The following is a 25,425-nucleotide window of genomic DNA, read 5'->3' on the forward strand; positions in this document are numbered from 1 at the left end:
GGAAACGCCCGGTCCCATTCCGAACCCGGAAGCTAAGCCCTCCAGCGCCGATGGTACTGCACTCGACAGGGTGTGGGAGAGTAGGACACCGCCGAACACAATTTCCCAGAACACCCCCAGACCACCCGGTCCGGGGGTGTTCTGCATTTCGAAACCACCCACACCACACCAGACCCGAGCAGCCCACAGGGGGCAAACGCGCGCGCACCAGCGATGCGCGCGCAGAATCGCACCCCGGACACCCACCAATCCCCGCGCACCTGACGAACGCGCGCGCATTCGCGGAATGGCGAGCACCGCACAGCAGCGCGCGCCTGACGAACGCGCGCGCATTCGCGGAATGGCGAGCACCGCACAGCAGCGCGCGCCTACCCGATTTCGACCCGACCACCACCCACCACCACCGCAGCCGGCCATCAGCCCACATCCCCCGCGACAAACGCGCGCGCAGTCGCCAACCGCGCACACAATCGCAGCCCGGACACCCGCCATTTCCCGCGCACCCGACGAACGCGCGCGCATTTGCGGACACCCAGGCCGTGCCGCGCATCGTGCCCCGGCCAGTCTTTGTGGGCTCCCACGGCATTGTGTGGCACAGTCGATGTCGATGAAACTCGCCGTCGATCAGAAGCGCGTCAGCAGAATCCTGCTCGATTTCGATCTGAGCATCGAATTCGACAACGGTGCCAGCATTGCCTTCAGCGAGGTGATGATCGACGGACTCACTGTCGACGAGGACAATCAGTTCGAGGGTCTACGAGCGCTCGCGACACTGCACGGTCTCGAATGCGACGACGCAGACTACGACGAATCCGGTGTTCTCCGTCTGACGTTCGATGGCCGGCAGACAGTGGTGGCCAGTCCGCGAGACGAGGTCGAATCCTGGGAGTACACGGCTGCGGACGGCTCGACAGTGGTGTGTGGACCGGGCGGGGCTGTCGAGTCGTGGCCCGCACCCGAGCATCCGAAGTCGGTGGCCCTGACCGTCGAGAGTCTTCCTTCCATCGGTGCGACCGTGGTTCGGCTCTCGACCGGCGACGACCCTGCCGTCGAATTCTCGGATGGCACCAAGCTGTTGTTCGACCTCTCCCTCGACGCCGGGTACCTCGTGTTGCGGGAAAGTGTGACGTCGAGTTCCCTCGCTGACAGCGTCGCTGCTGCACAAGGAGATTGGGTCGTCGAACTGTCCTCGGGGCACGTGATCTTCTACCGACCGCGCACTACGTAGGGTCTCCCGAACTGGGTCTCGACACCGGGTGAGTACAGAACCGAGTCCGGTCGCCGGGTACTGACACCGGGTAGGCCTGCCGCTGCCACGAGCTCGTCGGAGCAGTGGGTGAGTTCTGCGTCGACCAAGGGCCAGTGCCGGTGGACGTTCGGGACGTACAGCAGGCGACCGGCCAGTGAGGTGTGCAATCCCCAACGCGCGGTGAGGAACACCGCGAGCGGATCCTCGGACAGGTCGCGTGATCCTCTGACGACGCCGAAGTCGGTGGTTGCGCCGCGGTGTGGGGGAGCGAGCCGTTTGCTGCGGTAGCCGATCGTGGTGCTGTCGTCGGCGATATCGATCGAGGACCAGCGGTACGGAATGCGAGCAGCGTTGGTGCCCAGCACGACTGCGAGTCTGGTTGCTTCCAGGGATCGGAACACGACGCCGCGTCGCCCCTCCGCGTCGACCGAGTACAGCCGAACGTTGATCTCACCGAAGGTGCCGAAGTACGGGACGGGGTGACGGTAACCGAGGCCGGCACCGACCATGTGGAAGCCGATCAGCCCAACCCACGACGAGCCGTCGAATTCGTCGGGTACGCACCCTTGGGGCAACAGCGGGGCGACGTCGGAACTCGGAACCCGCCAGTGTAGAAAGACCAGCCGTTCCCATCGCTGATCCATCACGATCGGACGAGGCAGTAGCGGTGGCCGCGGCCAGAGGCGTCGGGCATCGTCTCGGTTCATGATTCGAGCCTAGGCGCGAGGCGTCAGGAGGCGGTGAATCGGGCGTGCACGCTCGCCGAGATGGTGATGTTCTCCGGCTTGAGTGCAAATCCGGTAGGCGCTGATTTCGCGGCGAACATACGTGCCGAGGATTCTGGTCCACCGCTCTCCGCGAACCCTGGCAGCAGACCGGGATCGGCCACCGCGACAGCGTGCACGCCCGATCGTCCCAGGCTCGACGCGTAGGCTTCGGCCTTCGAGACGGCGTCGCGCACAGCGAGTTCCCGGACCGCCAAGGTGTGAGCGGTTCTGCTGGATTCGGTGAGGTCCCAATCGAAGTGGTCGATCGACACTCCCTCGAGCGCCGATGCTGCGTAGACGAACGCGTCCACCAGATCGAGCTGGCTGAACTGCACTTCCACTGACGCCTCGGCTTGATAGACGTACGGCAGTTGCTCTCCGTCGTGGTTGAACGGGCGGTGGCGCGAGTGGCGCACCTGGTCCACCGACCATCGATCGATGGGTCCCCCGTCACTGTTGTAGAGCGGCTCGACCAGTCTGGTGAGCTCCCGGACGAGTTGTTGAGCAGGCTCGGATGCGGACTCTGCAGTGCGACCGTCGGTGCGGACGGTCAGCGCGAGTGTGCACTGTTCGGGTGGGTAGGTGGCTGCGCCGTGACCGACGACGGTGATGTCGAGTGCTTCGGGGCTCATGACACTCAGTGTTGCATCCGGGTCGGGCGGTTTTACCGAACCTGAACACTGCTGGCCGACGCGTCGAGGGAGGAGGACAATCGCGAACATGCTTCCCGTTCTCGATCTCGGTCTGGCCGACCACGACCCCCGCGCGTTCCAGTTGTCGCTGCGCGAAGCAGCTCACGGGTCCGGCTTCTTCTATCTCGTCGGACACGGGATCGAGATCGAACGAATGCACGAGGTACTGCGCCTCGCGCGAGAGTTCTTCGCCGTGCCGGACGATGTGAAGGAAGAAATCAGTCAGCTGAAGAGCCCGCATTTCCGCGGCTACTCCCGGGTGGGTGGCGAGCTGACCAACGGCCGGGTGGATTGGCGAGAACAGATCGACATAGGTCCCGAACGCCCGGCGATCGAGGGAGCCGAAGGTTACTGGAACCTCCAGGGCCCCAACCTGTGGCCGTCGCAGCCGGCCGGGTTCCGAGAGACGTTCGAGCAATGGGAGCAGTCCGTGTCGGGTCTCGGGCTCCGGTTGCTCCGGCACTGGGCGCAGTCATTGGGTGCGCCCGAGAACGTGTTCGACGACGCTTTTGCCACTGCGCCCGCGACGCTGATGAAAGTCGTGCGTTACCCGGGCACTGCTGATCATTCGCAGGGCGTCGGAGCGCACAAGGACTCCGGGGTGTTGACGTTGCTGCTCGTCGAACCGGACTCGGCCGGTCTGCAGGTGGAGACGACCGCCGATACGTGGATCGACGTACCGCCGCTGGACGGGGCATTCATCGTCAACATCGGCGAGTTGTTGGAGGTTGCGACCGGCGGCTATCTACGTGCGACGCGTCATCGGGTGGTCGCGCCGGGACCCGACACCGACCGGATATCGGTGCCACACTTTCTGAGCCCGGCCCTCGATGCCGTCGTCCCGGTGATCGAACTGCCGCCCGAATTGGCGCGGCAGTCACGAGGAGTCGAGGACGATCCTGCCAACCCCATCTACAGCACCTACGGCGAAAACGCGTGGAAGTCCCGTACGCGAGCACACCCCGACGTGGCGCAGTTGCACCACGGCATCGTTCCGGCCGGTCGGCAGTCTGCCTACTGATTCCTACTGTGGCCCTGACGTGATGCGCGAAACTGCGCCCATGCTCCGGTGCACCACAAGGCCCATACGATCAGCAGTGGCTGGAACAGCAACCGGATCCCTCGGGCCGTATCTGAGTCGAGGCCGAACGCGTCGGTGTGCGTGACGAACTGCGAAATGTTGCCGGGAAAGACCGCGACGAAGAACGCCGCGACCACCCAACCGATGACCGGTGCGCGAGCGGTCCAGAACAGCAGCGCCAGACCGAGCGCGATCTCGACGACACCCGACGCCAGCACGACGAAGTTGGTACTGATCGGAACCCAGGTCGGCACCTGGGCGGCGAAGGTGCTCCTCGCCCAGAAGAGATGACTGAGTCCGGCGAAGACGAGGAACGCTCCCAGTACTACTCGTCCGATGGTGCGAGAAATCGATTTCGTCATGGCGTCATGAGACACCACGGGCACACTGAGCACTATGACCGGGAGTACACCGACCGACCCAGCACGGCGCCGATGGGTACTGCACGTCGACCTCGATCAGTTCATCGCTGCCGTCGAAGTGCTCCGCAACCCGGACCTGGCGGGCAAAGCCGTCGTGGTCGGCGGTAGAGGAGATCCGACCGAGCGTGGGGTGGTGTCGACGGCCTCGTACGAGGCGCGTGCGAAGGGCGTCGGATCCGGAATGCCACTACGCGTCGCCGCGAAGAAGATCCCGGACGCAGTCTTCCTCCCCGTGGACAAGCCGGCGTACGACGAGGCCTCGGCACTGGTGATGGACACTCTGCGGTCGTTGGGATTCGTGGTCGAGGTGATCGGATGGGACGAGGCGTTTCTCGGTGTGGAGACCCACGACCCCGAGGGCGTGGCAAAGACCGTCCACGACGCGGTGTTCGACGCGACGGGGCTGCATTGCTCGGTCGGCATCGGGGACAACAAGTTACGAGCCAAGATCGCCACCGACTTCGACAAGCCTCAGGGCATCTACCGGCTCACCAAGGAAAACTGGTTCGAGGTGATGGGTGATCGCGGTACCGATGCGTTGTGGGGGATCGGCAAGAAGATCTCGAAGAGGCTGACCGCCCTCGGCATCTCGACAGTCCGAGAACTGGCCGATGCCGAGGACGCGGACCTCGCCGCAGCGTTCGGACCGAAGATCGGTCCGTGGCTCGGTACCAAAGGGCGAGGCATCGACCTCGCACCGGTGACGTCCGAGCCGTGGGTCGCACGGTCGCACAGCCGTGAGGTCACGTTCCAGACCAACGTCGCCGATTGGGCGATCGTCCGAGACGAGGTCGCCGCGTTGACGTCGAAGGTGCTGGCAGACATCGAAGCCGAGAACCGGCCGGCCGTGCGAGCGGCATTGAAGATCCGCTACGCGCCGTTCGAGACGCATACCGTCAGTGCACCGATCATCGGAGCGCCCACCTTCGATCCGGAGATCCTGACCTCGGCCGCGGTGGCGCTCGTCGACCGCCTCGACCATACGAGAGAGGTTAGACTGATCGGCGTCCGGCTGGAAATGACTCCGCCGCAACCTCTCTGACTACTTGCGGCCCGCCGCCCAGCGCAGTCCCCAACCGTACTTCTTGTCGAGGTCGGCTTGGCTGCCCTGGATGTACTCGACTTCGCGGGTGACCGTGATACCGGCAGACGTGTTCTCCAACAATGCGATCGAGCAGATGCGCGCAGAGTTCTCGGCCGAGTCGAGGCGTACCTCGACCTGTGGTCCGCTGGTCGGGTACAGCGTCACCACTCCGTCGACTGCGGCCCAGTTCGGAGCGCCGTCGTAGATCATCGCGAAGATCAGGATGCGGGCGAACTTTTCGGGGTGGGCAAGATTGATGTGCATGTTCTCGCCGCCGCTGACCGAGCCGGAGCGGTCGTCGCCGTCGAGCGCGATGAACGGGGCATCCTGCAGCGAACCGAAGCTGTTGCCGAGCGCTTGGACCACGCCCTTGGAGCCGTCGCGTAGTTCGTAGAGGCACCCGAGGTCGAGATCCACACCGCCGGAGCCGTACGACGCAGCAGCCAGCTTGGCCAGGAAGCCCTTCTTCTTCGGCTGCGCTGCGGGTGCCCCGGACGACCAGTTGAGGTTCACCCGCATGGAGCCCTGCTTCTCGCCGGACTTGGTGAGGCTGATGGTCGGCGATGCCTTGGACAGCGTGACTTTGCTCAGACTGACGGGTGCTCCGACTTGCTGCGCGGGGTTCTGCCCCGTAGAGGGCTTGCGGGTGTAGTCGATGGCCATGGTGGAGCCTTCCGGGCGGGGAGGTGCCGGATCGCGATGTCCGGTTTGGGCGGTGTGTCGACAATAACCGCACGACCGACGAGCGCGGTGCCCGCACCGACCTCGGGTTCCCTGCCGATGAAGATCTACGGGCGCGGCACGTTACGCAGATTCGACTTGGCCATCCGAACGGCCTCGCCGACACCGCCGTTGAGCACGACCTTGCTCATCGCGAGTGCGAATCCCTTGATCTGCTCGCCGGTGATGGTCGGCGGGACCGAGAGCGCGAGCGGATCGGTGATCAGCTGCACCAGCGCCGGGCCGTCGACGGCGAACGCGGTCTCGAGTGCGCCGCGGATGTCCTCGGGCTTCTCGACGCGTTGTGCATGGATACCCGCAGCCGCCGCGATGCCGGTGTAGTCGACCTGCGGGACGTCGACACCGAAGTCGGGCAGACCGTCGACGAGCATCTCGGCCTTGACCATGCCCAGTGTCGAGTTGTCGAACAGCACGATCTTGACCGGCAGCTTGTACATCGCGACGGTCAAGAGTTCGGAGAGCAGCATCGAGAAGCCGCCGTCGCCCGAAATCGACACGACCTGGCGGCCCGGATTGGCGAACTGCGCACCGATGGCGTGCGGCAGGGCATTGGCCATCGACCCGTGCAGCATCGACGCAACGAATGCCCTTCTACCCGTGGGGTTGATGTAGCGCGCGGTCCACACGTTGCACATGCCGGTGTCGGTGGTGAACACGGCGTCGTCGGCGGCGAGGTCGTCGAGTACCGACGCGGCGTACTCGGGGTGGATGGGGACGAGCTTCTCGGCGTTGCGGGTGTACGCACCGACGGTCTTGCCCATCAGGTCGTTGTGCTTGTCTACCCACTTCTCGACATAGCGGCGATCGGCCTTGCGAGTGACCAACGGCTGCAACGCATTCAGGGTCGCCCGAACATCACCGTGAATCGGGTACCGGACCGAGGTCCGACGTCCCAGCTTCGTGGGGTCGATGTCGATCTGCGCGGTCGTGACGTCTTCGGGAAGGAACTGCTGATACGGAAAGTCGGTGCCGAGCAGGATGAGTAGGTCTGCGTCGTGGATCCCGGCGTGCGCAGCTCCGTAGCCCAGCAACCCCGTCATGCCGACGTCGTACGGATTGTCGTACTGGATGAACTCCTTGCCACGCAACGAATGTCCGATGGGAGCGCCGATCGTGTCGGCGAACGCGACCACCTCGTCGTGAGCGCCCTTGACCCCGTACCCGGCGAAGATTGCCACCTTCTCGGCGTCGTTGATGGCGTCGGCCAGCTTCTGGATGTCCGCCGCGGGTGGTGTGACGACCGGTGTCGAGGGAATGGCGATCGGGTCCATCGTGCCTGCGGCCGACAACTCGGCGATGTCGCCGGGAATCGTCAGAACCGACACTCCGCCGCCGGTGACAGCAGCGTTGATCGCCGCACGGAAAACCCGGGGTGCCTGCTCGGGAGTGGAGACGAACTCGTTGTAGAGCGAGCATTCGCCGAAGAGCCGGTCGGGGTGCGTCTCCTGGAAGTAGCCCGATCCGATTTCGCTGCTGGGAATGTGCGACGCGATCGCCAGAACCGGTGCGCCCGAACGATGTGCGTCGTACAGGCCGTTGATCAGATGTAGGTTTCCCGGTCCGCACGAACCAGCGCAGACGGCGAGTGTTCCGGTGGTCTGCGCATCGGCCGACGCAGCGAACGCCGCGGCTTCCTCGTGACGTACGTGAATCCAGTCGATGCCGCCCTTGGCCGATCCTCCGGTGCGACGCACTGCGTCGACCACCGGATTGAGACTGTCGCCGACGATGCCGTAGATGCGTTGTACGCCGGCGTCGACGATTCCTCGAACGAGCTGATCGGCCACTGTGGTTGGCATTGATTCTCCTCAACTTTGCGACGCGATGTTCTCCGATGTTCTTCGGCCGCGTCTCGCCGACGGCTTCCCTGTGCAGAGGGCCTGCCAAACATCCTGGGAGCGCACACGGCAGCCGTCAAGCGAAAAGTGCTGGTAGATGCTGTGGCGATCTCCGTCACGTCGGGATATTTCAGGCAACACCCATAGATGACGGCGGTTACCCGCCGACCGACGAGCTTCGAGTGAACGCAGCCCGGGCGATGGTGGAGATCTAGCTGCGTACCGCGTTCGAGATTCTGTCGACGACCATCGCAACGGCACTCGGAACCGGCTCGATGACGTCCACGTCGGTGCGCAGCGCCAGCCGCCGAGCCGAATCGCTCAACGGTCCGCCGCCGATGACGACGGCGCTCGCTCCGGCTGCCACTGCAGCATCGACCGCTGTTCCCAGTTCGTCGACGCTCGACGCGAGGTCCTCGGCCAGGACCAACGGCGATGACGCGGTGAGGAACACACCCGCGAAATCGCCGTCGGGCACGGTGGCGCGAGTCAGTGCATCGAGCTGGGCGGCGAGATCGGCTGTGGTGGTGGCGATCGCGAAGCAGCGACCGCCTCGTGCTGCGTGCAGGATTCCTGCCTCGCCGATCCCGACGACCGGAATGTCGACGAGGGCTCGGAGTTCGGCCGCACCGGGATCACCGAACGCGCCGACGATCACAGCGGCGGGGCCATGGTGCTCGATCGCGTCGAGGGCCGCGGCTACGACATCGGGTCCTGCAGCACGCAACTGTTCGGTGCCGGTGATCATCGCCGGTCCGGTACCCGCGGTGACCCCGATGACGGTGAATTCTGTCTCGTAGAGCCGACGCCGAGCAACGTCGACGAGCAGCTGCGTCGTTGCAGTGTTCGAGTTGGGGTTGACCATGAGAATCTTCACTGCTCAGCCATCTTCCGGCATGGGTTGTCCGAAGGTCTCTTTCGGGAACTGCACGGCAATGCCGCACACGATGAACAGGCCGGCCAGCATCGCGAACATGGCACCCACGCCGGACGAGTCCAGTACGGCTCCGGCAATGAGCGGGAACAGTCCGCCGGAGAGGGAGCCCAGCGCCAGGATCACCGATGTCGCGAGGCCACGGATTCGCGTGGGGTACTGCTCGGGCGCGAACAGCCAGATCGTCGTGTTGAGGATGATGACCGAGAAATTGAACAGTGCACCGAAGACCAGTACGAGGCCGATCGACGTTGCGAAGAAGCCGAATCCGAGCCCGGCGACGATACCGAGAACGGCACCACCGGTCAGTGTCACCTTGCGGGGAAGTTTGCGGGCGATCAGTGCGGCGGTCAGCGCGCCGATCAACGATCCGGATTGCATCACGAGGGTGTACCAGAGCGCACTCGAGATCGACATTCCCCGCTCGGTCAGAATGACGGGAATGAGTGTGAGCATCGAGATCTGCGCTGCGTAGGACATGCAGACGGCAATGCCGAGGGCGAGAGTGCTTCTGCGGTAACGCCGCCCGAACATTTCCGTCCACCGAGCGCGCGGTACGGCGGGATCGTCGACCGAAGTGTCGACGTTCAAGTACTGAACCTCGGACTTGAGCGTGCCGCGAAGCTTGCCTTGCGCCAAGCGGTTGATGACGGTATTGGCCTCGGCCACACGGCCTGTCGCGGCGAGGAAGCGAGGCGTTTCCGGAAGCGAACGGCGGTAGAACACGACCGCGAGTGCGGGCAGTACGAGTAGACCGAACAGCCATCGCCAGCGGTCGTCACCGGTGAAGATTGCGAAGACGATGACCCCGAACAGTGGGGCGAGCATGTTGCCCAGACCTGCAGCTGCGACGTTGATCATGCCGACCGCGGTACCGCGATGCTTGGCGGAGAAGAATTCGGAGAGCATGATCACCGCTGCGGCGATCTCACCGCCGAGTCCGAGCCCGACCAGGAATCGAGCGCCCACCAACACCTCGTAGTTGGGCGCGAATGCGCACAGCAGCGAGCCGAATGCGAAGACGAGAAGGTTTGCACCGAGGAGGGTTCGACGACCGAAACGGTCCATCACCGCTCCGGCCAGGATGCGCCCGAGTGCGACGGCGGTGAACGTCGCGGTGTTCAGCAGCCCGATCTCGGTTCCGCCGAGTCCCCAGGATTCACGCAGGAGCGGTCCGGTGATACCGACGGCATTCTGTTCGATGGCGTCGAAGAAGACACCGAACAGGACCATGGCGACGATGCCGAAGTGCGCTGTGGTGAGGCCGATCTTCGAGTACGACGCCTCTATCTGTTCGCTGAGGCTGCCGGTCTCGGGTGGTGGGTCGATCGGTGACGGCTTCTCGTTCGTGGTCGGGACGCTCATCCCAGTGCCTCTCGCTCAGTGGTATACCAACAGCGGAGAATTTACGGAGCTATGCGCTGCGACAGGTTTCTCGGCGGTAACACTTGCGTTTCCAGATCCTCTCACCTGCTCCTTTCAGTCGAGGTGATCATTGGTCAACGTTCTGCCGATGGCCCCTGTGGACACGCGGTATACCTATGGTTCGCTGGTATACAAGCATCATGGCATCCACGGAAGGTCGCGAATCGCTGTCGCGTTCGGTGTTCGACGCGATCAGAACACGCATCCTCGACGGCCGTCTCCGACCGGGTGAAACGCTGAGCGAGCGCAATCTGGGTACCGAGCTGCAGGTGTCGAGGGTGCCGATTCGTGAGGCACTTCCATTGCTCGAAGCAGCCGGGTTGGTGACGCTGTCGCCGAGACGCCCTGCCGTGGTGACGGGAGTGACCAGAAGCTCGGTCGACGAGTTGTACGACATCAGGTCCGCACTCGAGCCGCTCGTTGCTCGCCGAGCAGCGTCCGCTGTGTCGGCGGGAGCGGACTCGTCATCGTTGGTCGACGCCGTGTCCCGTGCAGGTGCCGCTCTCGAGCGGGGCGATCTACTCGAGTTCCATCACGCGAGCTCCGGAGTGCACTCGGGGATCGAGGAATTGTCCGCCAACCGACTGTTCCCGGTCATCATGGAACCACTGCGGGAGCGCAGTAACCGACTCAACATGGCCAATCTCGAACGAGATCCGTCGCTGCGCCACGGGGAGCATGTCTCCCTCGTCGACGCCATCGCCAAGGGGGACTCGGAGTTGGCGGCCGCGGTTGCGTTCGCACACGTGGAATGGGGCCGAGCGCGAACGTTCGAGACTCTGGCGCAAGTTCCGGGCTACGACCCACAGCACTGAGCCGAGCGAGCCGTACTCATCGCGATGCGGTCAGTCCGGACACCCGTACGGCCCCGGCGGTCCCGAGGATCAGCACGCCGGTTGCGACTGCGAAGGCGATCGAATAGGAGTCGCCGATCGCAGGTGCGACGATCAGCGGGCCGAGAACCTGTCCGACGCCGTAGAACGCGGTCAGCGTTGCCGCAGTACGTCCGATGGGCAGTGTCTGTGCGGTGCTCATCGTCAGCATCGTGATGCCCATGAACGTTCCGCCGAACAGCAGAGCCGAGAACACGGCAGCAACGGTGTTTCCGGTCAGTGCGGGGAGTACCGCTGCGATCGACTGCAACGCGAACGCTGCCACCAGGGCGTTGCGCGTGCTGGTTCGGCGGGCGACTGCCTGCCACAACACAGTCGCCGGCACCGCGGCGAATCCGACGACGATCCACACCGCCGGACCCACCGATGTGCTGCCGTGGCCACCGACCGCCGCCACGAGGAACGTACCGACGATGATGTAGCCGAGACCTTCGAGGAAGTACGCGAACAGCAACGTCCGCCATACGGTCCGGGTCTTGTGGTCGATGTCGCCGGGTTCAGCCCGCGCCGCGGGCTCGGGATGCACCCGTAGCGTCCACGCCGGGGCGATGAGGGCCGCTGTCAAGAGCGCCGAGCACACCCACAGCGCCTCCCATGACAGGTGCGGTCCGACGAGCAGGGTCAGAATTCCCGACGCCGCGATGCCTGCGCCGACGCCGCCGAACGCGATACCGGGGGAAGCGCCGTCGGCGCGATGCTTCGTGACGGTGCTCGCGCACGCGATGAAAACCGCTGCGCTCGCCAGGCCCGCCAGGAACCTCAGTGCGGAGAACGCGGCGGTGGAATGGGCAGCGGCCATGGCCAACTCGCTGGCGACGAGTATGACTGTCCACAGACGGAACGATGTCGTCGTGTTGATCGACGGGCGCACGGACAACACGATTGCGCCGACGAGGTAGCCGGCGTAGTTCGCGGTCGCGATGACGGCACCGCTGCTCGGCGTGACCTCCGATGCATCGACCATGATCGGCAGCAGCGGCGTGAACACGAATCGTCCGACACCCATCGCGGCCGCGAGTCCGGCCGCGGCAGCGAACGACAGTCGACGGCCGTTCATGGCGAGCACCCCCTATATCGTTAGCCGGGCCAACGGTACCCGCCGCATTCACGACCCCGGAATCGGACCGGACGGAACCGATCCGAGCCCACAGGCGTCAAACCCCATGACGCCGAAACACCGGGCGTCGATACGGTGCGACTCGGGGGAGCGTCATGACAGTGAATGTGGATCCAGTGATCCTGCGGCAGTTCTCGAATATGTTGTCGGCGACCGGCGGGGTGATCCGTGAGTTGGATGCTCTTGCTCCGTTCCGTGAATCGGAGAATGCGTTGCTGGGTAGCGACTTCCACGCAGCGTGCGCGGCGGCGGCGGCTGCAGCGGCCGGAGCTGTTGCAGCTCTGGCCGGGCGCGCGGAATGCGTCGCAGACATCGCCCGCGGCGTCGCGCAGAACTACGCGATCACCGACGACGAACTCGCCCGCCGGCTCGATGCGATGGACCGGCCGAAATGACCCCGACGGTCCCGCATGTCGCGGGGTGGGAGCCGGAGTCCATGCGCAAGACGATGATCGAACTGTCGGAGATCGTCGAGCGCGTCAACGGCCAGCGCACCGGAGTGCTCGAGGAGCAGGACGCGTTGGCCGAGACCTGGACCGGCGAAGCAGCCGACGCCGCAGCCGAACGCGTGGTGACCGAGTGCTCCCGGATGGGCTCGGTGTGCAGTGAGATCGATTCGCTCGGAAAGGCATTCGAGAGCGCAGCCGGAATCGTGGAAGCCGCAAAGGCGCACCTGCGGGCGCAGGTGTCGGCGGCGACGGCCAGCGGGTTCGCCGTACGAGCCGACGGTGTTGTGGATCCCGAGGGGATGATCGCGCTGATCCCCGACGTGCTCGGCGAGGAGAAGGAGCGACGGGCCGACGAACTACGCTCTGCTGCAGCACAATTGACACGAGACATCCAGGGGGCGCTGTCGCAGGCCGAGCGCGCTGCGATCGACGCTGCGCAGCAGTTGGCCGAACCCACGAAGCACTTGGCCGAGCTCGCGCTCGGCAGCGCGACCGGGAACGTCGTGGAGAATCCGGACGGATCGTTCTCCTGGATGCCGGACTGGCCCAGCACCGTGGCCTCGTCGGTGATCTCGGGTATGAGCGACGTGACGAGAAGGGTGCTCGAATTTCCGGGTATCGATTCCGTCGACGATGTGGCAAAGAACATCGGACGCGGTCTGGGAGCGTTCGGTTCCGTGGCCGGAGCGATCCCCGGAATGGCCGACAAAATCGACGACGGCATGGACCCGACCGAAGCGGTCATCGTCGAGGCCACACCGATTGCCGCGGGAGCAGTTACGACCTGGGCGTTCGGTGTCCTGGGTGGCATGGCGGGTTCCGTCGTTCCGGGACCTGGGACCGTGGTCGGCGCTGCTGCCGGAATCGCACTGGGTGGACTCGTCAGCTATGGAGTAGACAAGCTGTTCGAGGCGGCGGGAAAATGAGCGAATGCAGGGACGGTCGGACGCCACAGCGTGAGGACGTGCTGAGCAAAAGCGTGGTAGGACAGAAGTATCCACTGTGGGTGAGAACGTGGCGCAGTGTTCACCTGGGGTGGCTCGTAGCTCTCGGCGTTCTGTCTGCCGTCCTTGCGGCGACAATCGTGACTTCCGGGCTGCTGAGAACAATCGACGCGGACACACTCCTCTTCATGTCGTGGCTGACGTTGCTGATGCTCTTGCCGCTCACCCTCGCAGTATTGTTGTCCGGCATCGGATCTGCCCGGCTTTCACGTTTCCTGCGACCGGTGAACGTCGCCGGAGTCGGCCGAGGCGTGGCAGTGCCGGGGCGGGGAAATGTGTTGTACCGCAGCGGAATACTTGCAATCGCGTTGGTGGCCGGCGTGTCTTACGTCCAATGGGGAGCAGACGAACCCGTAGGTGCTGCGCGTCACCAGCTGAAGATCGTAGTCATGTCGCACTTCGGCGCTCCGATATTGCTGCTGTTCTTCGCCCTCAGTGTGTTGATCGTCAACCGGACCAGAATTTCACTGCATCCCGATGGCATTGTGGAAGAGATCTATCGTCGCCGCGGGTGGAAGGTCACCACAGCCGTCACGGTCGTGCCGTGGGACGGGATCGTCGAGCTGCAACCGCAGACGCATCCGAATCCGGCCCTGTCACATCCGCACTGGTACCCCACTATCCGAGTCGCGTACCGTGCAGCCGACGGCGAATCGGATCAGGAACTGACGCTGATGGTGTGCGAGAAGAAAGTCGAGCCCAACTCGTTGTATGCCCTGTTGCAATGGTGTCGCGACAATCCCTGGGCTCGCGCGCAACTGGGCCACGACGATGCGCGGGAGTTACTGCGTCCGCCCGGTCTGCTCGAGCGCATCCGCGCCGACCGAGCCGCGTCGATCTCCGCTGGAAGGAATGCTGTCCAGTGACGGTTGCAGAAAGGACGATACAAACCTTTCTCCAGCAGGAGGGTGTCGAACTGGTGCCGGTGCACCGCGACGAGTGCGACCGGTTCGGGCTCAACCTCTCGACGCAACCAGACTGGGAGGTCGTTGCCGAGCACCTGTTCCCGCACGCCACCGCGGTGCTGTGCTCGCCGGCCAACACAATCGACGGATTCGTTCCGAACGTGGTGGTCCTGGTCGGCAAGCTCAGTCGATCGGTTCATCCGGAATCGTTGCTGAACTGCGGCTTCGGTGACTCCCGGGCGCTGCCCGGATGGGTCGAGATCGGTCACGACCGAGACCCGTTCCGTGCTCTACCGGCAGTCTCGATCGCAGGTCGCTACGACTGCGACGGCCGGTTGCTCTTCGCCCGGACCCGCTACGTCGTGGTCCACCACATCGTCGATCAGTATCTGATTCAGGTGACGGTCACCGTGCCGGATTCGCTACGGCAGAAACTGTCCTGCGCCGCGGACGAATTGATCGAGGACATGCGTATCGGGCGACGCTAGTGCCTGGGCAGCTGAAGCAACAGTGCCGCCACGTCCTCCGTCGCACCGAGGGCATCGACGATGTGTTCGAGAACGGTGGTATCGGATTCGCCGACCAAGCGAGAGATCTTGGCTCGCAGCGCGGCGTAGTCCATCGGAAAATGGTCGATGTCGCCGACCGGATTAGGGGTGGTCGCGGAGACCGAACTTCCGTCCTCGAATTCGATCGTCACCTCGGCGGCTCGACGCTCGGGCAGTAGAGCATCCAGTTCGGGGGACGACGCGACGTCGACTCGAGCGCTGAACAACTCGGCCGACGCGAAAGTCGCACCTCGGGGATCGAGCGATTCGACGTCTATCGCGTCGGACACGAATGCGGCGGACACGACGAACGGCAGCGAGAACATAGCGCCCAGCCTGCTGGAAGGATGTCGGCGAAACAGTGGTTCTGCCAACGAATGCGTGCGCACCCGCACACGTTCGATGTCGTCTGCGAACCATTCGGCATTCGAGCGCAGGCTCTGCACGGCGTCGACGGCGGCGTGCGTGTACGAGCAGCTCGCGTGCTGTTTCGTGTAGCCCTCGAGCGTGAGCCATCGATCGCCGAGGTCCTCGGTCAGTCGGGCGATGTTCAAGGTCCCGACGATCGCACCCAAGGTGTGCTCGATGGCACCCGAGTTGTGCACCACCCCCGATCGGGCCAGCCTGGCCGCGTTCAAGCCCGCCCGCGCTGCACCGCCGATCCACAGGTTGCGGGAGAAGTTTCCGTCGAGGACCACTGCCCACGGTGCCACCTGCACCAGAGCAGACGACGAGTCGATCGCCGCGGCAACCTCGCTGGCTCCGGCACCGTGGATGAATGCCGCCGCCGTGGCGGCACCGGTGGCACCCCAGTGGCCATGGGTGTGCCAGGAGCTGTTGCGGCTCAGTGCCCAGCCGAATCGAGCGGCGACTTCGTATCCCGCCACGATGGCCGTCAGAAAGGTCGAACCCGAAATCGGCGTCGGTGCCAGTCTGGTGGCAGCGATGGCCGCGGGGAGCACGTGCGCAGCAGGATGACCGGCGGCGTACTTGTTGCCCTCGTCCAGTTCGAGGCAACACGATGCGATCGCGTCGAGCTCGGACGCAGTGTCGACCGTAGTGCCTACGCTCCCGCCGATCGGGTGCGTCGATCCAGTTTCTGCAGTCCAGTTCCTTCGCAATTCGACCATCTCGGCGGAGCGGGCACCGGCGAGCGTGACACCCAGCAGATCGAACAGGATCAACCGGGCCCTGTCGTTCAGCGGTGCGGGCAACGGTGCGCCCCTGAGATCGACCATCACGGCAGCCAGGCGGTCTACCGCGGCAATATGTTCCGTTGAGCGAAACGAATTGGAGCCATTCATTCGTGGACTGTAGAAGGTTACAAATCGAAGAGTCAATGATCGAGACGGGTAGGCGGAGGACTGCTACGCTCATCCTGCCGCCGGTGCACTTCTCGGAAGCCTCCAAGCGTTCCGGCTAGCGAAACGACATTACGCTGGTGTGAGGTGACTGCTCAGCGTCGAACGAGGAGATGAAGCAATGTCCGATCAACTTCTTCGTGCCGTCCAGGGGGGCGTGCACGCAGTCGATCTCGGTAGGCAACTGAGGGTCGGCATGCCGCAGTCACCCAATCATCCGCAGTTCTGGCACACGTTGCCGCGCAGGCACGGTGACATGACCCGAGCGGATGGCGGCAGTGCCGCGAACGACATGATCACCACCGGAACGCATGTGGGTACCCATATCGACGCTCTTGCTCACGTCAGCCAGGACGGGAAACTGCACGGCGGGGCCGACGCAGGTCAGTCCTGCCTCGGTGGGAAATACGTCGAACACGGAGTACACACCATCGAGCCCATGATCCGACGCGGTGTGCTGCTGGACATTCCGAGGCTCCTCGGTGTCGGCCGCTGCGAGGGTGGATACGAGATCACCGTGGACGATCTCGAATCGGCATGTGCAGCAGAGGGTGTCGAGATCGGGGCCGGCGATGTCGTCTTGATTCGCAGCGGCTGGGGGCAGTTGTTCGCCGAAGGGCTGCCCTACGTCGGCGGACCGTCCGGTGTTCCCGGAGTCGGAGAAGCAGGCGCGCAGTGGCTGGCGGACAGAGGCGTACACGCTGCAGGTGCCGACACGATCGCGTTCGAGCGGCTCGCTCCCGGCAGTGGCCACGGTCTGCTACCTGCGCATCGAGTTCTCTTGGTGGAGAGCGGAATTTACATCATCGAGGCGCTCGACCTCGAAGAGCTCTCGCAGCAGGAACTCTTCGAGTTCACGTTCCTCCTCGTGCCGCTGAACATCTTCGGCGCAACGGGTTCGCCGGTCCGGCCGTTGGCGGTGAGGTCCGCATGACCGAACGCACACTCGCGCAGCACATAGCGCATTTCGCCGCGACCACCCGCTACCACGATCTCCCCGAAGCAGTCGTCGCCTCGGTGGGGATGCGAGTTCTGGACACACTCGGAATTGCAGTGGCTGCCACCGACCTCGATACCAGTCGGGCCGCGACCGCGTGGGCACGGGAGCAAGGTGGGTCGGCAATGGCGTCCGCCGTCGGACTCGATGTTGCACTCCCGCCTGCCATGGCCGCCTTCGTCAACGGCGTGCTCGCGCACTCGCTCGATTTCGACGACACCCATCTGCCGTCGATCCTGCACCCGAGTGCCAGCGTGGTGCCTGCGGCACTCGCGGCCGCTCAAGAGCACGGAGCCGACGGCCGAGAACTCGTGCGCGGCATCGCGATCGGGCTGGAAGTGTGTGTGCGCATCGGCATGGCGGGGTTCGATCCGGAGACCAAGAATTCGGTGTTCTTCGAGCACGGTCAACATGCCACCTCGATCTGCGGTGCCATGGGCAGCGCCGTGGCTGCAGCCGTCATCGGTGGTGCATCCGAGGAACAGATCGTGGACACGATGGGTATCGCGGCCTCGATGGCGTCGGGCATCATCGAGGCCAACCGCACCGGCGGAACGGTCAAGCGTATGCACTGCGGATGGGCGGCGCACTCCGCTCTGTCTGCAGCCGGGCTTGCGCGACACGGGATCACGGGACCGCCGACCGTCCTGGAAGGACGGTTCGGCTTCTTCCAGGCCTGGTTACACGAACCGGGCCGAGCCGACGAAATCCTGAACGGACTCGGCTCCGAGTGGGCTGTTCCAGGAATCTTCTTCAAGCCGTACCCGGCCAATCACTTCACCCATGCTGCGATCGACGCGGGAGGAGCCCTTCGCGCGCGTGGAATCGGTCCGGAGCAGATCAAGAAGCTGGAGCTGGGGGTACCTGCGGCGAACCTGCGGACGATCGGCGAACCCATCGACGTCAAGCGCACGCCCGAGACCGGATACATGGCTCAGTTCAGCGGCCCCTACGCGGTTGTGGTCGGGCTGCTGGGCGGGGGAGGACTCGGTGCCGCGCTCGAGGACTACACGGACGAGTTGGCGAAGTCGGCGGATCGACGTGCGCTGATGGCCAAGGTCGACGTGGTGCCGGATGCCCGGTGTGATGCCGTTTTCCCCCATCAGTTCCCGGCGGTGCTGACCGCAACACTGACCGACGGAACGGTCGTGGTCGAAGAGGTGTTGACCACGCGCGGAGGACCCGAACGGCCGCTGTCGTTCGGTGAGGTCTCGACCAAGTTCACCAGCAATGCCGGGCCGTTCCTCTCCGACGTCGAACTGAAAGAATTGGCCGGTCGATGCGATCGGCTCGGGGACCTGACCGACATCGGAACACTGCTTGCTCCGTTGACCGATCTGAAATCGACCACGCAGCAATAGGACAGTCCTCGGGCACCGTCCACTCGTATGGCGGTGCCCGAGCTGCAGTGCGACCGGCTCAGGCCCGGGCGAGGATTTCCCGCGCGCCCCGTACCACTGCTTCGTCGACGAATCTGCCGTTGTCGTCGACGGTCGGACCACCCTGGGCCACGTCGTACAGTTCCACCAGTCGACGGGCTGCAGCCACGTCGTCCGTCGACGGCGTGAGTGCGGCATTGATGATCGGAACCTGGCTCGGGTGCAATGCCGTCCGGCCGCGGAAACCCATCTGCACGAAACGTGCTGTGGTGGTGACGAATCCGTCCAGATCACGGAAGTCGGTCGACGTCGGAGCGATCGGTGCGGCCAATCCCGCTGCAGCGCAGTCGATCACGACGTTCAACCGAATGGCGTCGATCATCGATTCGGTGTGCTCCGATCGTGTGATCCGCAGGTCAGCGAGGAGGTCGACCTCGCCGACCCCGAAGGTTCGAACCCTGTTGCATCGAGCCATCTCCGGCACAGCGCGCAAGGAGTGAGCTGTTTCGATGAGGCCGATCAGCTCGATGTCGGGGAGATTGCGCATGTCGAGGAATCGGTCCGCACGTGTCAGGGACTCGGTCGAACACTTCGCCACCATGATGCCGGTGACTCCGGTTCCGGCGACGGCCTCGAGATCCTGCGTCATGAACTCAGGGGTGACCCGAATCCAGATCTGGGTGTCGGTGGATGACCTCGACGCCAACCACTGTGCGACCTCGTTGCGCGCTCGGTCCTTGTCCGGCAGCGGAACTGCGTCCTCCAAATCGATGATCACCGCGTCGGTCTCTCCGCGCACCGCCTTGTCGAACAGCTGCGGCTTGTTCGCGGGGACGTAGAGGAACGATCGGGCGGATGTAGGGATCATCGGGCTGCTCGCGCTTCCAGGATGGTGGTGATCGATCGAGCCGCGGCGACGACCTGGCCGGCGTGGACGATGTGCTCGTCGTCCGCTGAGGAGGAGTAGCGAAAGGCCGGACCGGACGAGCTGACCGAACCGAGGACGTGGCCCGCGGCGTCGAAGAAGGGAGCGGCGATCGATGCTGCACCGGTATTGCGCTCGTTCGTCGAGGTCGCGTACCCGTTGGTGCGGATGTCGTCGAGGCGAGCGCGGAAGCGGGTCTCGTCGGCGTCAGGGGTGGTGCTGCGGAGTTCCTGGAAGGCTTCCTCCGCGAATCGGTCGGGGAGGAACGCCAGGATCGCTCGGCTCGACGCTCCCGAGTGCAATGCGTACTGCGGGCCGATTTCGACGACCATCTTCACTTCCTGCGGGCTCTCGTACTGATCGAGATAGACGCGGCGGTGCCCGACGAGTACCGACAGCGTGGCAGTTTCACGTGTGTTCGCACGGAGCGCACGCAATACCGGAGCGGCGATGGACCGCACGTCGAGTTGGCTCCAGGCCTTGGTTCCGAGTCCGATCGCGGCGGGACCGAGGGAATACGTCGACTCGCCCGCGACGGGCTGCACGATCGACCGCGATGCGAGCGATTGCAGAATGCGGTGCACCACAGCCTTGCTCAGCCCAAGCGTTCGAGCGATTTCCGATACGCCGAGTGCGCGATCGGATTGGGCGAATGCGATGAGCACGTCGGCGACACGATCGGCCGACTCGGTGCCGGTCGATGTCTCCAGTACTGGCCTGCTGACCATAAGTGCCACCTTTCGGATGTGCATGCGTTCCGCTGAGCGAACCATACCCGTAACAAGAATTTGACGGAAGAGCCTGTTCTGAGCCCGTGATGCGTGCCATACTCGATTCCAGCGAGATCAATCATCAATCTGATGGTGCGCTCAGCGGAACGGTTGGTTCCGCCCAGTGGTTCGACTCGGCGCCGGTAGGCGCGGAAGGCAGATTCGACAATGAAGAAGCTCGTAGGTGTGCTGACGGCCGTTGCCGTCGTGGGTGCTGCAGCGTGTGGTTCGTCCACCGGTTCGGACGACTCCGGCCCCATCAAGATCGGATCGGTTCATCCCACCACCGGAGCGCTGGCAGGTGTGGGCGGTCTGATGAACGACGGTGCTGCACTGGCGGTGGCCGATATCAATGCAGCAGGCGGCATTTCGTCCCTCGACGGTCGGCAACTGGAGTTGGTATCGGGTGACAGCCAGGGCAAAGCAGAGGTCGGACAGAGCGAGGCGCAGCGACTGATCGACGACGGCGCGGTGTCGCTCATCGGCACGTACCAGAGCGACGTCACTCAGAATGTCGCCTCTGTCGCCGAACGATCGCGGGTACCGCTTGTGATCGACGTGGCGGTGGACGACAAGATCCTGGACCAGGGGTACCAGTACTCCTTCCGCATGCAGCCGAACGCCTCCAGCATGGGAACCGACGGTGCAAAGGCGCTCGCCGCGATCGAAGAGCAGACCGGTCAGGCCATCGATCGAGTCTCCTACCTGCACATCGAAGGATCGTTCGGCGACAGTGTCTTCAACGCATTCGAGGCCGAGGCTGCGAACCAGGGAATCTCGTCGGTGCAGGAAATCACCTATCCTGCAACGAATTTCTCCGACGCCACCACACAGGTGCGTGAGGCTGCAGTATCCAACCCCGACGTCATAGTCGCCACCGGCTACTACCCGGACGGTCTGTTGATCGCCCGCGCCGTCGAGCAGCTGAATCTGAACGTCAAGGGTGTCTACGGAATTGCCAACGGCGCGTTCGACGACAGCTCTTTTCCCGGCGACGCAGGTGCGGCCGGCGACGGTGTGTTGAGCGCCAACTACCACTTCGACGCCACCAGCGACCGCGTCACCGACATTCGTACGCGGTTCGAGGCCCAGTACGGACGCCCGATGGAGACGGCAGCGATGCTGTCCTACCAGGCGGTCGAGGTCATCGCGGCGGGTCTCAACGACGGAGCCTCCAGTGACCCGGAAGATCTGCGCGAGGCGATTTCCGGCGTCTCGATCGACGACCCGCTCCTCGCGTTCAGCGGACCGATCGAATTCGACGAGACCGGTCAGAACAAGAACGCAACCGTCATTGTCATGCAGGTCCGCGACGGTGCAATCGCACAGGTCTTTCCCGAGGAGTTCGCAACGGACGCAATCGAATTCCCCGTGGGAGCCGGCCAGTGACGGCGGCTACCTCGACTGCGGAGAAGACGGGTAAGCGAGGTCTGGCCGGGATCGACCCCGGCATCCCGGTCGCAGCAGCGATCGTCGTCATCATGGCGGTGATCTACCTCGTCGGTGGTAAAGATCAGGGCTTGGTCACGCAGTCGGTCGTCTCCGGGCTTCTGCTCGGCGGCGTGTACGCACTGATCTCGGTCGGACTGACGCTCATCTTCGGCGTTCTCGGCATCGTGAACTTCGCTCAGGGCGCGATGCTGACGATGGCGATGTACATCGTGTACGCGCTATCCACTGCCGGGTTGCCGGTCTACGTCGCGACGCTGCTGGCAGTTCCGGTGATGTTCCTGTTCGGCATGGTCGTTCAGGCAACTCTGCTGACGAAGCTGACCATCAGTGGCAGCCACGACGGCCCTTTGCTCGTCACCCTCGGCCTGTCTCTGCTCATCATCAACGTGCTGCTGATGATCTTCGGCGGGCGACCACAATCGGTCCAGGCACCGATCGACGGTTCCCTCGACGTTCTCGGTGCGGTGGCGTCGTGGCCGCGCGTGGTGGCGTTCATCGGTGCCGCTCTGGTCGCCGTCGCGCTCAGCGCGGTGCTGAAGCGGACGCCGCTCGGATTGTCCATTCGCGCAGTCGCATCCAACTCCGAAGGCGCGAAACTCGTGGGCGTCGACATCGGCAGGGTCTATGCGCTCACCTTCGGTATCGGTGCCGCGTGCGTCGCCGTCGCCGGCGGGTTGATGACACCGTTCACCAGTCTCACGCCGTCGGTCGGAGAACAGTTCACCATCCTGGCGTTCGTCATCGTGGTTCTCGGTGGACTCGGAAGTGTCGTGGGAGCGATGGTCGGTGGCCTCGTCATCGGCCTCGTGCAGACCGTCGGTGCGCTGTATCTACCGGGAACAGGCTCGCTGATCCTCGTCTTCGCGGTGTTCGTCCTCGTCCTGTTTCTCAAGCCCGAAGGATTGTACGGAGCTCGCCGATGACAACGACAACAAGCGCACCCACTCCGGTGCAGCACGATCCACGGTTGAAGGACACCTGGCTCCGACGCCAATTGATCACGCTCGCCATCGGTTTCGTCGTGGTTGCGGCATTGCCGCTGATGCTCGGTGAGCAGGCACAGACCGTTGCCGTTCGCACGCTGATCTTCGCCGTGATGGCCGTGGCGTGGAACATCATGAGCGGGTTCGGTGGCATGTTCAGTTTCGGCCACGCCGCCTTCTTCGGAATCGGTGCCTATACCGGTGCGTATCTCTTGGTCGAACGCGGCGTCTCGCCGTGGATCTCGATGATCCTCGCGGCGATCATCTCGGCGGTGGTGGGAACGCTCATCGCCTACCTGTGTCTGCGCTACCGATTGGCCGGGTCCTACTTCGCATTGGCCACATTCGCCTTCGCGCAGATGTTCCTGCTGCTGGTGCAGAACCTCGAAGTCTTCAACAAGACCGAGGGATTCAACGTGCCGATCCTGCCACGGGATTCGTGGTGGATGCTGCAGTTCGAAAAGGGCAGCCCCAACTACGTCTGGATTCCACTCGTCATTCTGGCCCTCGCCGTTCTCGGCACGATCTTCTACACCCGTTCGCGGGCCGGGCAGTTCGTCCACGCCACCCGCGACGACGAAACCGCCGCAGCCTCACTCGGTATCGACACGATGAAGTACCGGTTGATCGCCGTAGCGGCGAGTTGTGCGCTGACCGCCGTCGCAGGTGTCTATTACACGCAGTACTACTTCTTCGTCGGACCGGAGCAGGCCTTCGGTTCGGCGGTCTCCGTCGAAGCGATCGTTCCGGCCGTCATCGGTGGCATCGGCACGATCTGGGGACCGGTCATCGGTGCTGCGGTGATCGGGCCGCTGTCCGAGTTGATCAACGAACTGCTACGAAACCCACCCGCCTTCCTCGAATTCCTGCAGGGAACAATCGGATTGGACGTTGCCGCGTACTCGGTGATTCTGATCGCGATCGTGATCTTCCTACCCAAGGGAATCTTCGGCACGATCCGTGAGAGGTGGAACCGATGAGCCTGTTGAGCATCGAGAACCTGAGCAAGTCGTTCTCGGGTATCCATGCGGTGCGCGATGTCAGCCTCGATGTGCCCGAGCACGAATTCCTCGGGATCATCGGCCCCAACGGGGCAGGTAAGACGACCTTGTTTTCCTTGTTGTCGGGTGAACAGCCACCGACCACGGGCCGAGTGATCTTCGACGGTACCGACATCACGGGTTGGCCGGCCAGCAAGATAGCGCGCGCCGGACTGGTCCGCACGTTCCAACTGATGCGCCCGTTCGAGTCGATGTCGGTGTTGGAGAACGTCACCATCGCCGCGTTGTCGAAGCGCAAGTCACGCAGGGATGCGCGGCGTCATGCCCTCGATGTTCTCGATCGTGTGCAGTTGTCCGATCAGGTCGGCGGCAAGGTCTCGGCCATGTCGACCGCGGGATTGAAGAGACTCGAGCTCGCGCGCGCACTGGCCATGGAGCCGCGCGTCGTGCTCCTCGACGAGGTTCTCGCCGGGCTGGTCCCAGCCGAGCGTGCACCGATGATCGAACTGCTGCGCACAGTGCACCAGGAGGGCCAGACGGTGCTGTTCGTCGAGCACATCATGGCCGCGGTGATGGCCCTGTCCGAGCGCCTGGTGGTCATGCACGAAGGTGCCGTGCTCACCTCGGGTGACCCACGCACGGTGGTTGCCGACGACCGTGTCGTCGAGGCGTACCTCGGTGAGGAGAAAACAGCATGATGCTCGAGATCGACAACCTGCACGCCGGATACCGTCGTCTGGAAATCCTGCACGGGCTGAACCTCGCGGTCGACCGACACGAGATAGTCTCTTTGATCGGTGCCAACGGGGCAGGCAAGACGACGACGCTGCGCGCACTGTCCGGTATGGTCTCCACCTCCGGCGGTACGATCGTGCTGGACGGCAACGCCATTCACGGAATGCGGGCGGATCGAATCGTCCGGGCAGGACTCGTGCACGTCGCACAGGACCGAGCTCTGTTCGGCAGTCTCACCGTCGCCGACAACCTGGAGATGGGTGCGTACACCCAGAAGCGCAGCGGCGTCAAGGAATCCCTCGACCAGGTCTACGCACTGTTCCCGATTCTCGTCGAACGACGAGAACAGCGGGCCGACACCATGTCCGGCGGTCAGCAGCAGATGCTCGCCATCGGTCGCGCGATGATGTCGAAGCCGCGAGTTCTGACGCTGGACGAACCGTCGGTCGGGCTCGCTCCCAAGCTCGCTGCTCAAGTGCTCGACGCTATCGTGCGAATCCGTGATTCGGGCGTGACCGTGCTGATCGTCGAACAGAACGCCGCACAGGCACTCGCGATCTCCGATCGCGCTTACGTCATCGAGAGCGGATCGATCGTGTTGACCGGCACCGGATCCGAATTGGCACACGACGAGCGGGTCAAAGCTGCCTACCTCGGTATTTAGGAGTTCACT

General features: G+C 64.1%; 26 protein-coding genes and 1 rRNA gene. 16 read left to right on the forward strand and 11 right to left on the reverse strand.

Annotated features, from left to right (window positions below; all coding sequences use genetic code 11):
* Together rrf and CH306_RS16050 are read left to right on the forward strand one after the other, a co-directional pair.
* Window positions 1–97, forward strand: a 5S ribosomal RNA gene (gene rrf / locus CH306_RS16045); the annotation flags it as partial.
* Window positions 98–607: 510 nt separating this feature from the next.
* Window positions 608–1,228: a DUF6188 family protein gene (locus tag CH306_RS16050; protein WP_179272975.1), complete on the forward strand. Its 621-nt coding sequence runs from the start codon at window positions 608–610 to the stop codon at window positions 1,226–1,228.
* Here CH306_RS16050 and CH306_RS16055 read toward each other — a convergent pair.
* Both CH306_RS16055 and CH306_RS16060 read right to left on the reverse strand, forming a co-directional pair.
* On the reverse strand, window positions 1,207–1,956 hold the full coding sequence (locus CH306_RS16055) for a YqjF family protein (RefSeq protein ID WP_256980484.1): 750 nt from the start codon (window positions 1,954–1,956) through the stop codon (window positions 1,207–1,209). The two genes, CH306_RS16050 and CH306_RS16055, sit on opposite strands and share 22 nt — an antisense overlap.
* 23 nt (window positions 1,957–1,979) lie before the next feature.
* Window positions 1,980–2,648, reverse strand: coding sequence for an SIMPL domain-containing protein (locus tag CH306_RS16060; RefSeq protein WP_094647102.1), 669 nt, complete (start codon window positions 2,646–2,648; stop codon window positions 1,980–1,982).
* A gap of 88 nt (window positions 2,649–2,736) precedes the next feature.
* On the opposite strand from CH306_RS16060, the gene CH306_RS16065 reads away from it, so the two are divergent.
* Window positions 2,737–3,729 (forward strand): isopenicillin N synthase family dioxygenase, encoded by a 993-nt coding sequence (locus CH306_RS16065; protein WP_094647103.1) that lies wholly within the window; start codon window positions 2,737–2,739, stop codon window positions 3,727–3,729.
* On the opposite strand, the gene CH306_RS16070 is transcribed toward CH306_RS16065, so the two are convergent.
* Window positions 3,723–4,151 carry a DoxX family protein gene (locus tag CH306_RS16070; protein ID WP_094647119.1) on the reverse strand — a complete coding sequence of 143 codons (429 nt, stop codon included), beginning with the start codon at window positions 4,149–4,151 and terminating at the stop codon, window positions 3,723–3,725. The genes CH306_RS16065 and CH306_RS16070 overlap by 7 nt on opposite strands.
* Window positions 4,152–4,185: 34 nt before the next feature.
* Here CH306_RS16070 and CH306_RS16075 point away from each other — a divergent pair, with 34 nt between their 5' ends.
* Entirely contained in the window at window positions 4,186–5,253 is a 1,068-nt protein-coding gene (locus tag CH306_RS16075; RefSeq protein WP_094647104.1) for a DNA polymerase IV, read from the forward strand.
* Here the strand turns inward: CH306_RS16075 and CH306_RS16080 are convergent, their stop codons facing one another.
* From CH306_RS16080 to CH306_RS16095, 4 genes are all read right to left on the reverse strand, one after another.
* On the reverse strand, window positions 5,254–5,958 hold the full coding sequence (locus CH306_RS16080; protein WP_094647105.1) for a TerD family protein: 705 nt from the start codon (window positions 5,956–5,958) through the stop codon (window positions 5,254–5,256). It abuts the gene before it with no gap.
* A 125-nt stretch (window positions 5,959–6,083) separates the two neighbouring features.
* Window positions 6,084–7,835: a pyruvate dehydrogenase gene (locus CH306_RS16085; protein WP_094647106.1), complete on the reverse strand. Its 1,752-nt coding sequence runs from the start codon at window positions 7,833–7,835 to the stop codon at window positions 6,084–6,086.
* Window positions 7,836–8,085: 250 nt separating this feature from the next.
* Entirely contained in the window at window positions 8,086–8,751 is a 666-nt protein-coding gene (locus CH306_RS16090) for an aspartate/glutamate racemase family protein (RefSeq protein WP_256981179.1), read from the reverse strand.
* Window positions 8,752–8,754: 3 nt separating this feature from the next.
* On the reverse strand, window positions 8,755–10,173 hold the full coding sequence (locus CH306_RS16095; protein ID WP_094647107.1) for an MFS transporter: 1,419 nt from the start codon (window positions 10,171–10,173) through the stop codon (window positions 8,755–8,757).
* Window positions 10,174–10,373: 200 nt separating this feature from the next.
* On the opposite strand from CH306_RS16095, the gene CH306_RS16100 reads away from it, so the two are divergent.
* Window positions 10,374–11,048: a GntR family transcriptional regulator gene (locus CH306_RS16100; protein ID WP_094647121.1), complete on the forward strand. Its 675-nt coding sequence runs from the start codon at window positions 10,374–10,376 to the stop codon at window positions 11,046–11,048.
* A 16-nt stretch (window positions 11,049–11,064) separates the two neighbouring features.
* Here the strand turns inward: CH306_RS16100 and CH306_RS16105 are convergent, their stop codons facing one another.
* Complete coding sequence (locus tag CH306_RS16105; RefSeq protein ID WP_094647108.1) at window positions 11,065–12,183, reverse strand: YbfB/YjiJ family MFS transporter; 1,119 nt, start codon at window positions 12,181–12,183, stop codon at window positions 11,065–11,067.
* Window positions 12,184–12,338: 155 nt separating this feature from the next.
* On the opposite strand from CH306_RS16105, the gene CH306_RS16110 reads away from it, so the two are divergent.
* From CH306_RS16110 to CH306_RS29115, 4 genes are all read left to right on the forward strand, one after another.
* On the forward strand, window positions 12,339–12,638 hold the full coding sequence (locus CH306_RS16110) for a type VII secretion target (RefSeq protein WP_094647109.1): 300 nt from the start codon (window positions 12,339–12,341) through the stop codon (window positions 12,636–12,638).
* Window positions 12,635–13,618, forward strand: coding sequence for a WXG100 family type VII secretion target (locus CH306_RS16115; protein WP_094647110.1), 984 nt, complete (start codon window positions 12,635–12,637; stop codon window positions 13,616–13,618). The genes CH306_RS16110 and CH306_RS16115 overlap by 4 nt, the downstream gene beginning before the upstream one ends.
* Window positions 13,619–13,824: 206 nt before the next feature.
* Window positions 13,825–14,562 (forward strand): hypothetical protein, encoded by a 738-nt coding sequence (locus CH306_RS29110; RefSeq protein ID WP_179272974.1) that lies wholly within the window; start codon window positions 13,825–13,827, stop codon window positions 14,560–14,562.
* Window positions 14,559–15,089, forward strand: coding sequence for an LpqN/LpqT family lipoprotein (locus CH306_RS29115; RefSeq protein WP_179272973.1), 531 nt, complete (start codon window positions 14,559–14,561; stop codon window positions 15,087–15,089). Before CH306_RS29110 ends, CH306_RS29115 begins: the two co-directional genes overlap by 4 nt.
* Here the strand turns inward: CH306_RS29115 and CH306_RS16125 are convergent.
* Window positions 15,086–16,453: an MmgE/PrpD family protein gene (locus tag CH306_RS16125; RefSeq protein WP_094647112.1), complete on the reverse strand. Its 1,368-nt coding sequence runs from the start codon at window positions 16,451–16,453 to the stop codon at window positions 15,086–15,088. The two genes, CH306_RS29115 and CH306_RS16125, sit on opposite strands and share 4 nt — an antisense overlap.
* A gap of 178 nt (window positions 16,454–16,631) precedes the next feature.
* On the opposite strand from CH306_RS16125, the gene CH306_RS16130 reads away from it, so the two are divergent.
* Entirely contained in the window at window positions 16,632–17,444 is an 813-nt protein-coding gene (locus CH306_RS16130) for a cyclase family protein (RefSeq protein ID WP_045199325.1), read from the forward strand.
* Window positions 17,441–18,868 carry an MmgE/PrpD family protein gene (locus CH306_RS16135; RefSeq protein ID WP_094647113.1) on the forward strand — a complete coding sequence of 476 codons (1,428 nt, stop codon included), beginning with the start codon at window positions 17,441–17,443 and terminating at the stop codon, window positions 18,866–18,868. Before CH306_RS16130 ends, CH306_RS16135 begins: the two co-directional genes overlap by 4 nt.
* 58 nt (window positions 18,869–18,926) lie before the next feature.
* Here the strand turns inward: CH306_RS16135 and CH306_RS16140 are convergent, their stop codons facing one another.
* Both CH306_RS16140 and CH306_RS16145 read right to left on the reverse strand, forming a co-directional pair.
* Window positions 18,927–19,754, reverse strand: coding sequence for an HpcH/HpaI aldolase/citrate lyase family protein (locus tag CH306_RS16140; protein ID WP_032394945.1), 828 nt, complete (start codon window positions 19,752–19,754; stop codon window positions 18,927–18,929).
* Window positions 19,751–20,539: an IclR family transcriptional regulator gene (locus tag CH306_RS16145; RefSeq protein ID WP_045199332.1), complete on the reverse strand. Its 789-nt coding sequence runs from the start codon at window positions 20,537–20,539 to the stop codon at window positions 19,751–19,753. Before CH306_RS16145 ends, CH306_RS16140 begins: the two co-directional genes overlap by 4 nt.
* A gap of 210 nt (window positions 20,540–20,749) precedes the next feature.
* Between CH306_RS16145 and CH306_RS16150 the strand changes: the two genes are divergently transcribed.
* From CH306_RS16150 to CH306_RS16170, 5 genes are read left to right on the forward strand one after another with little or no spacing between them, the layout of a single operon-like run.
* Window positions 20,750–21,970, forward strand: coding sequence for an ABC transporter substrate-binding protein (locus tag CH306_RS16150; protein ID WP_094629323.1), 1,221 nt, complete (start codon window positions 20,750–20,752; stop codon window positions 21,968–21,970).
* Complete coding sequence (locus tag CH306_RS16155; protein WP_045199335.1) at window positions 21,967–22,956, forward strand: branched-chain amino acid ABC transporter permease; 990 nt, start codon at window positions 21,967–21,969, stop codon at window positions 22,954–22,956. The genes CH306_RS16150 and CH306_RS16155 overlap by 4 nt, the downstream gene beginning before the upstream one ends.
* A complete protein-coding gene (locus CH306_RS16160; protein ID WP_094647114.1) occupies window positions 22,953–23,996 on the forward strand; it encodes a branched-chain amino acid ABC transporter permease in 1,044 nt (347 codons plus the stop codon). The genes CH306_RS16155 and CH306_RS16160 overlap by 4 nt, the downstream gene beginning before the upstream one ends.
* A complete protein-coding gene (locus tag CH306_RS16165) occupies window positions 23,993–24,715 on the forward strand; it encodes an ABC transporter ATP-binding protein (RefSeq protein WP_032395095.1) in 723 nt (240 codons plus the stop codon). The genes CH306_RS16160 and CH306_RS16165 overlap by 4 nt, the downstream gene beginning before the upstream one ends.
* Window positions 24,712–25,416 (forward strand): ABC transporter ATP-binding protein, encoded by a 705-nt coding sequence (locus tag CH306_RS16170; protein WP_179272972.1) that lies wholly within the window; start codon window positions 24,712–24,714, stop codon window positions 25,414–25,416. Before CH306_RS16165 ends, CH306_RS16170 begins: the two co-directional genes overlap by 4 nt.
* The last annotated feature ends 9 nt before the right edge of the window (window positions 25,417–25,425 follow it).

Source organism: Rhodococcus sp. 15-725-2-2b, assembly GCF_002259075.1.
GTDB lineage: Bacteria > Actinomycetota > Actinomycetes > Mycobacteriales > Mycobacteriaceae > Rhodococcoides.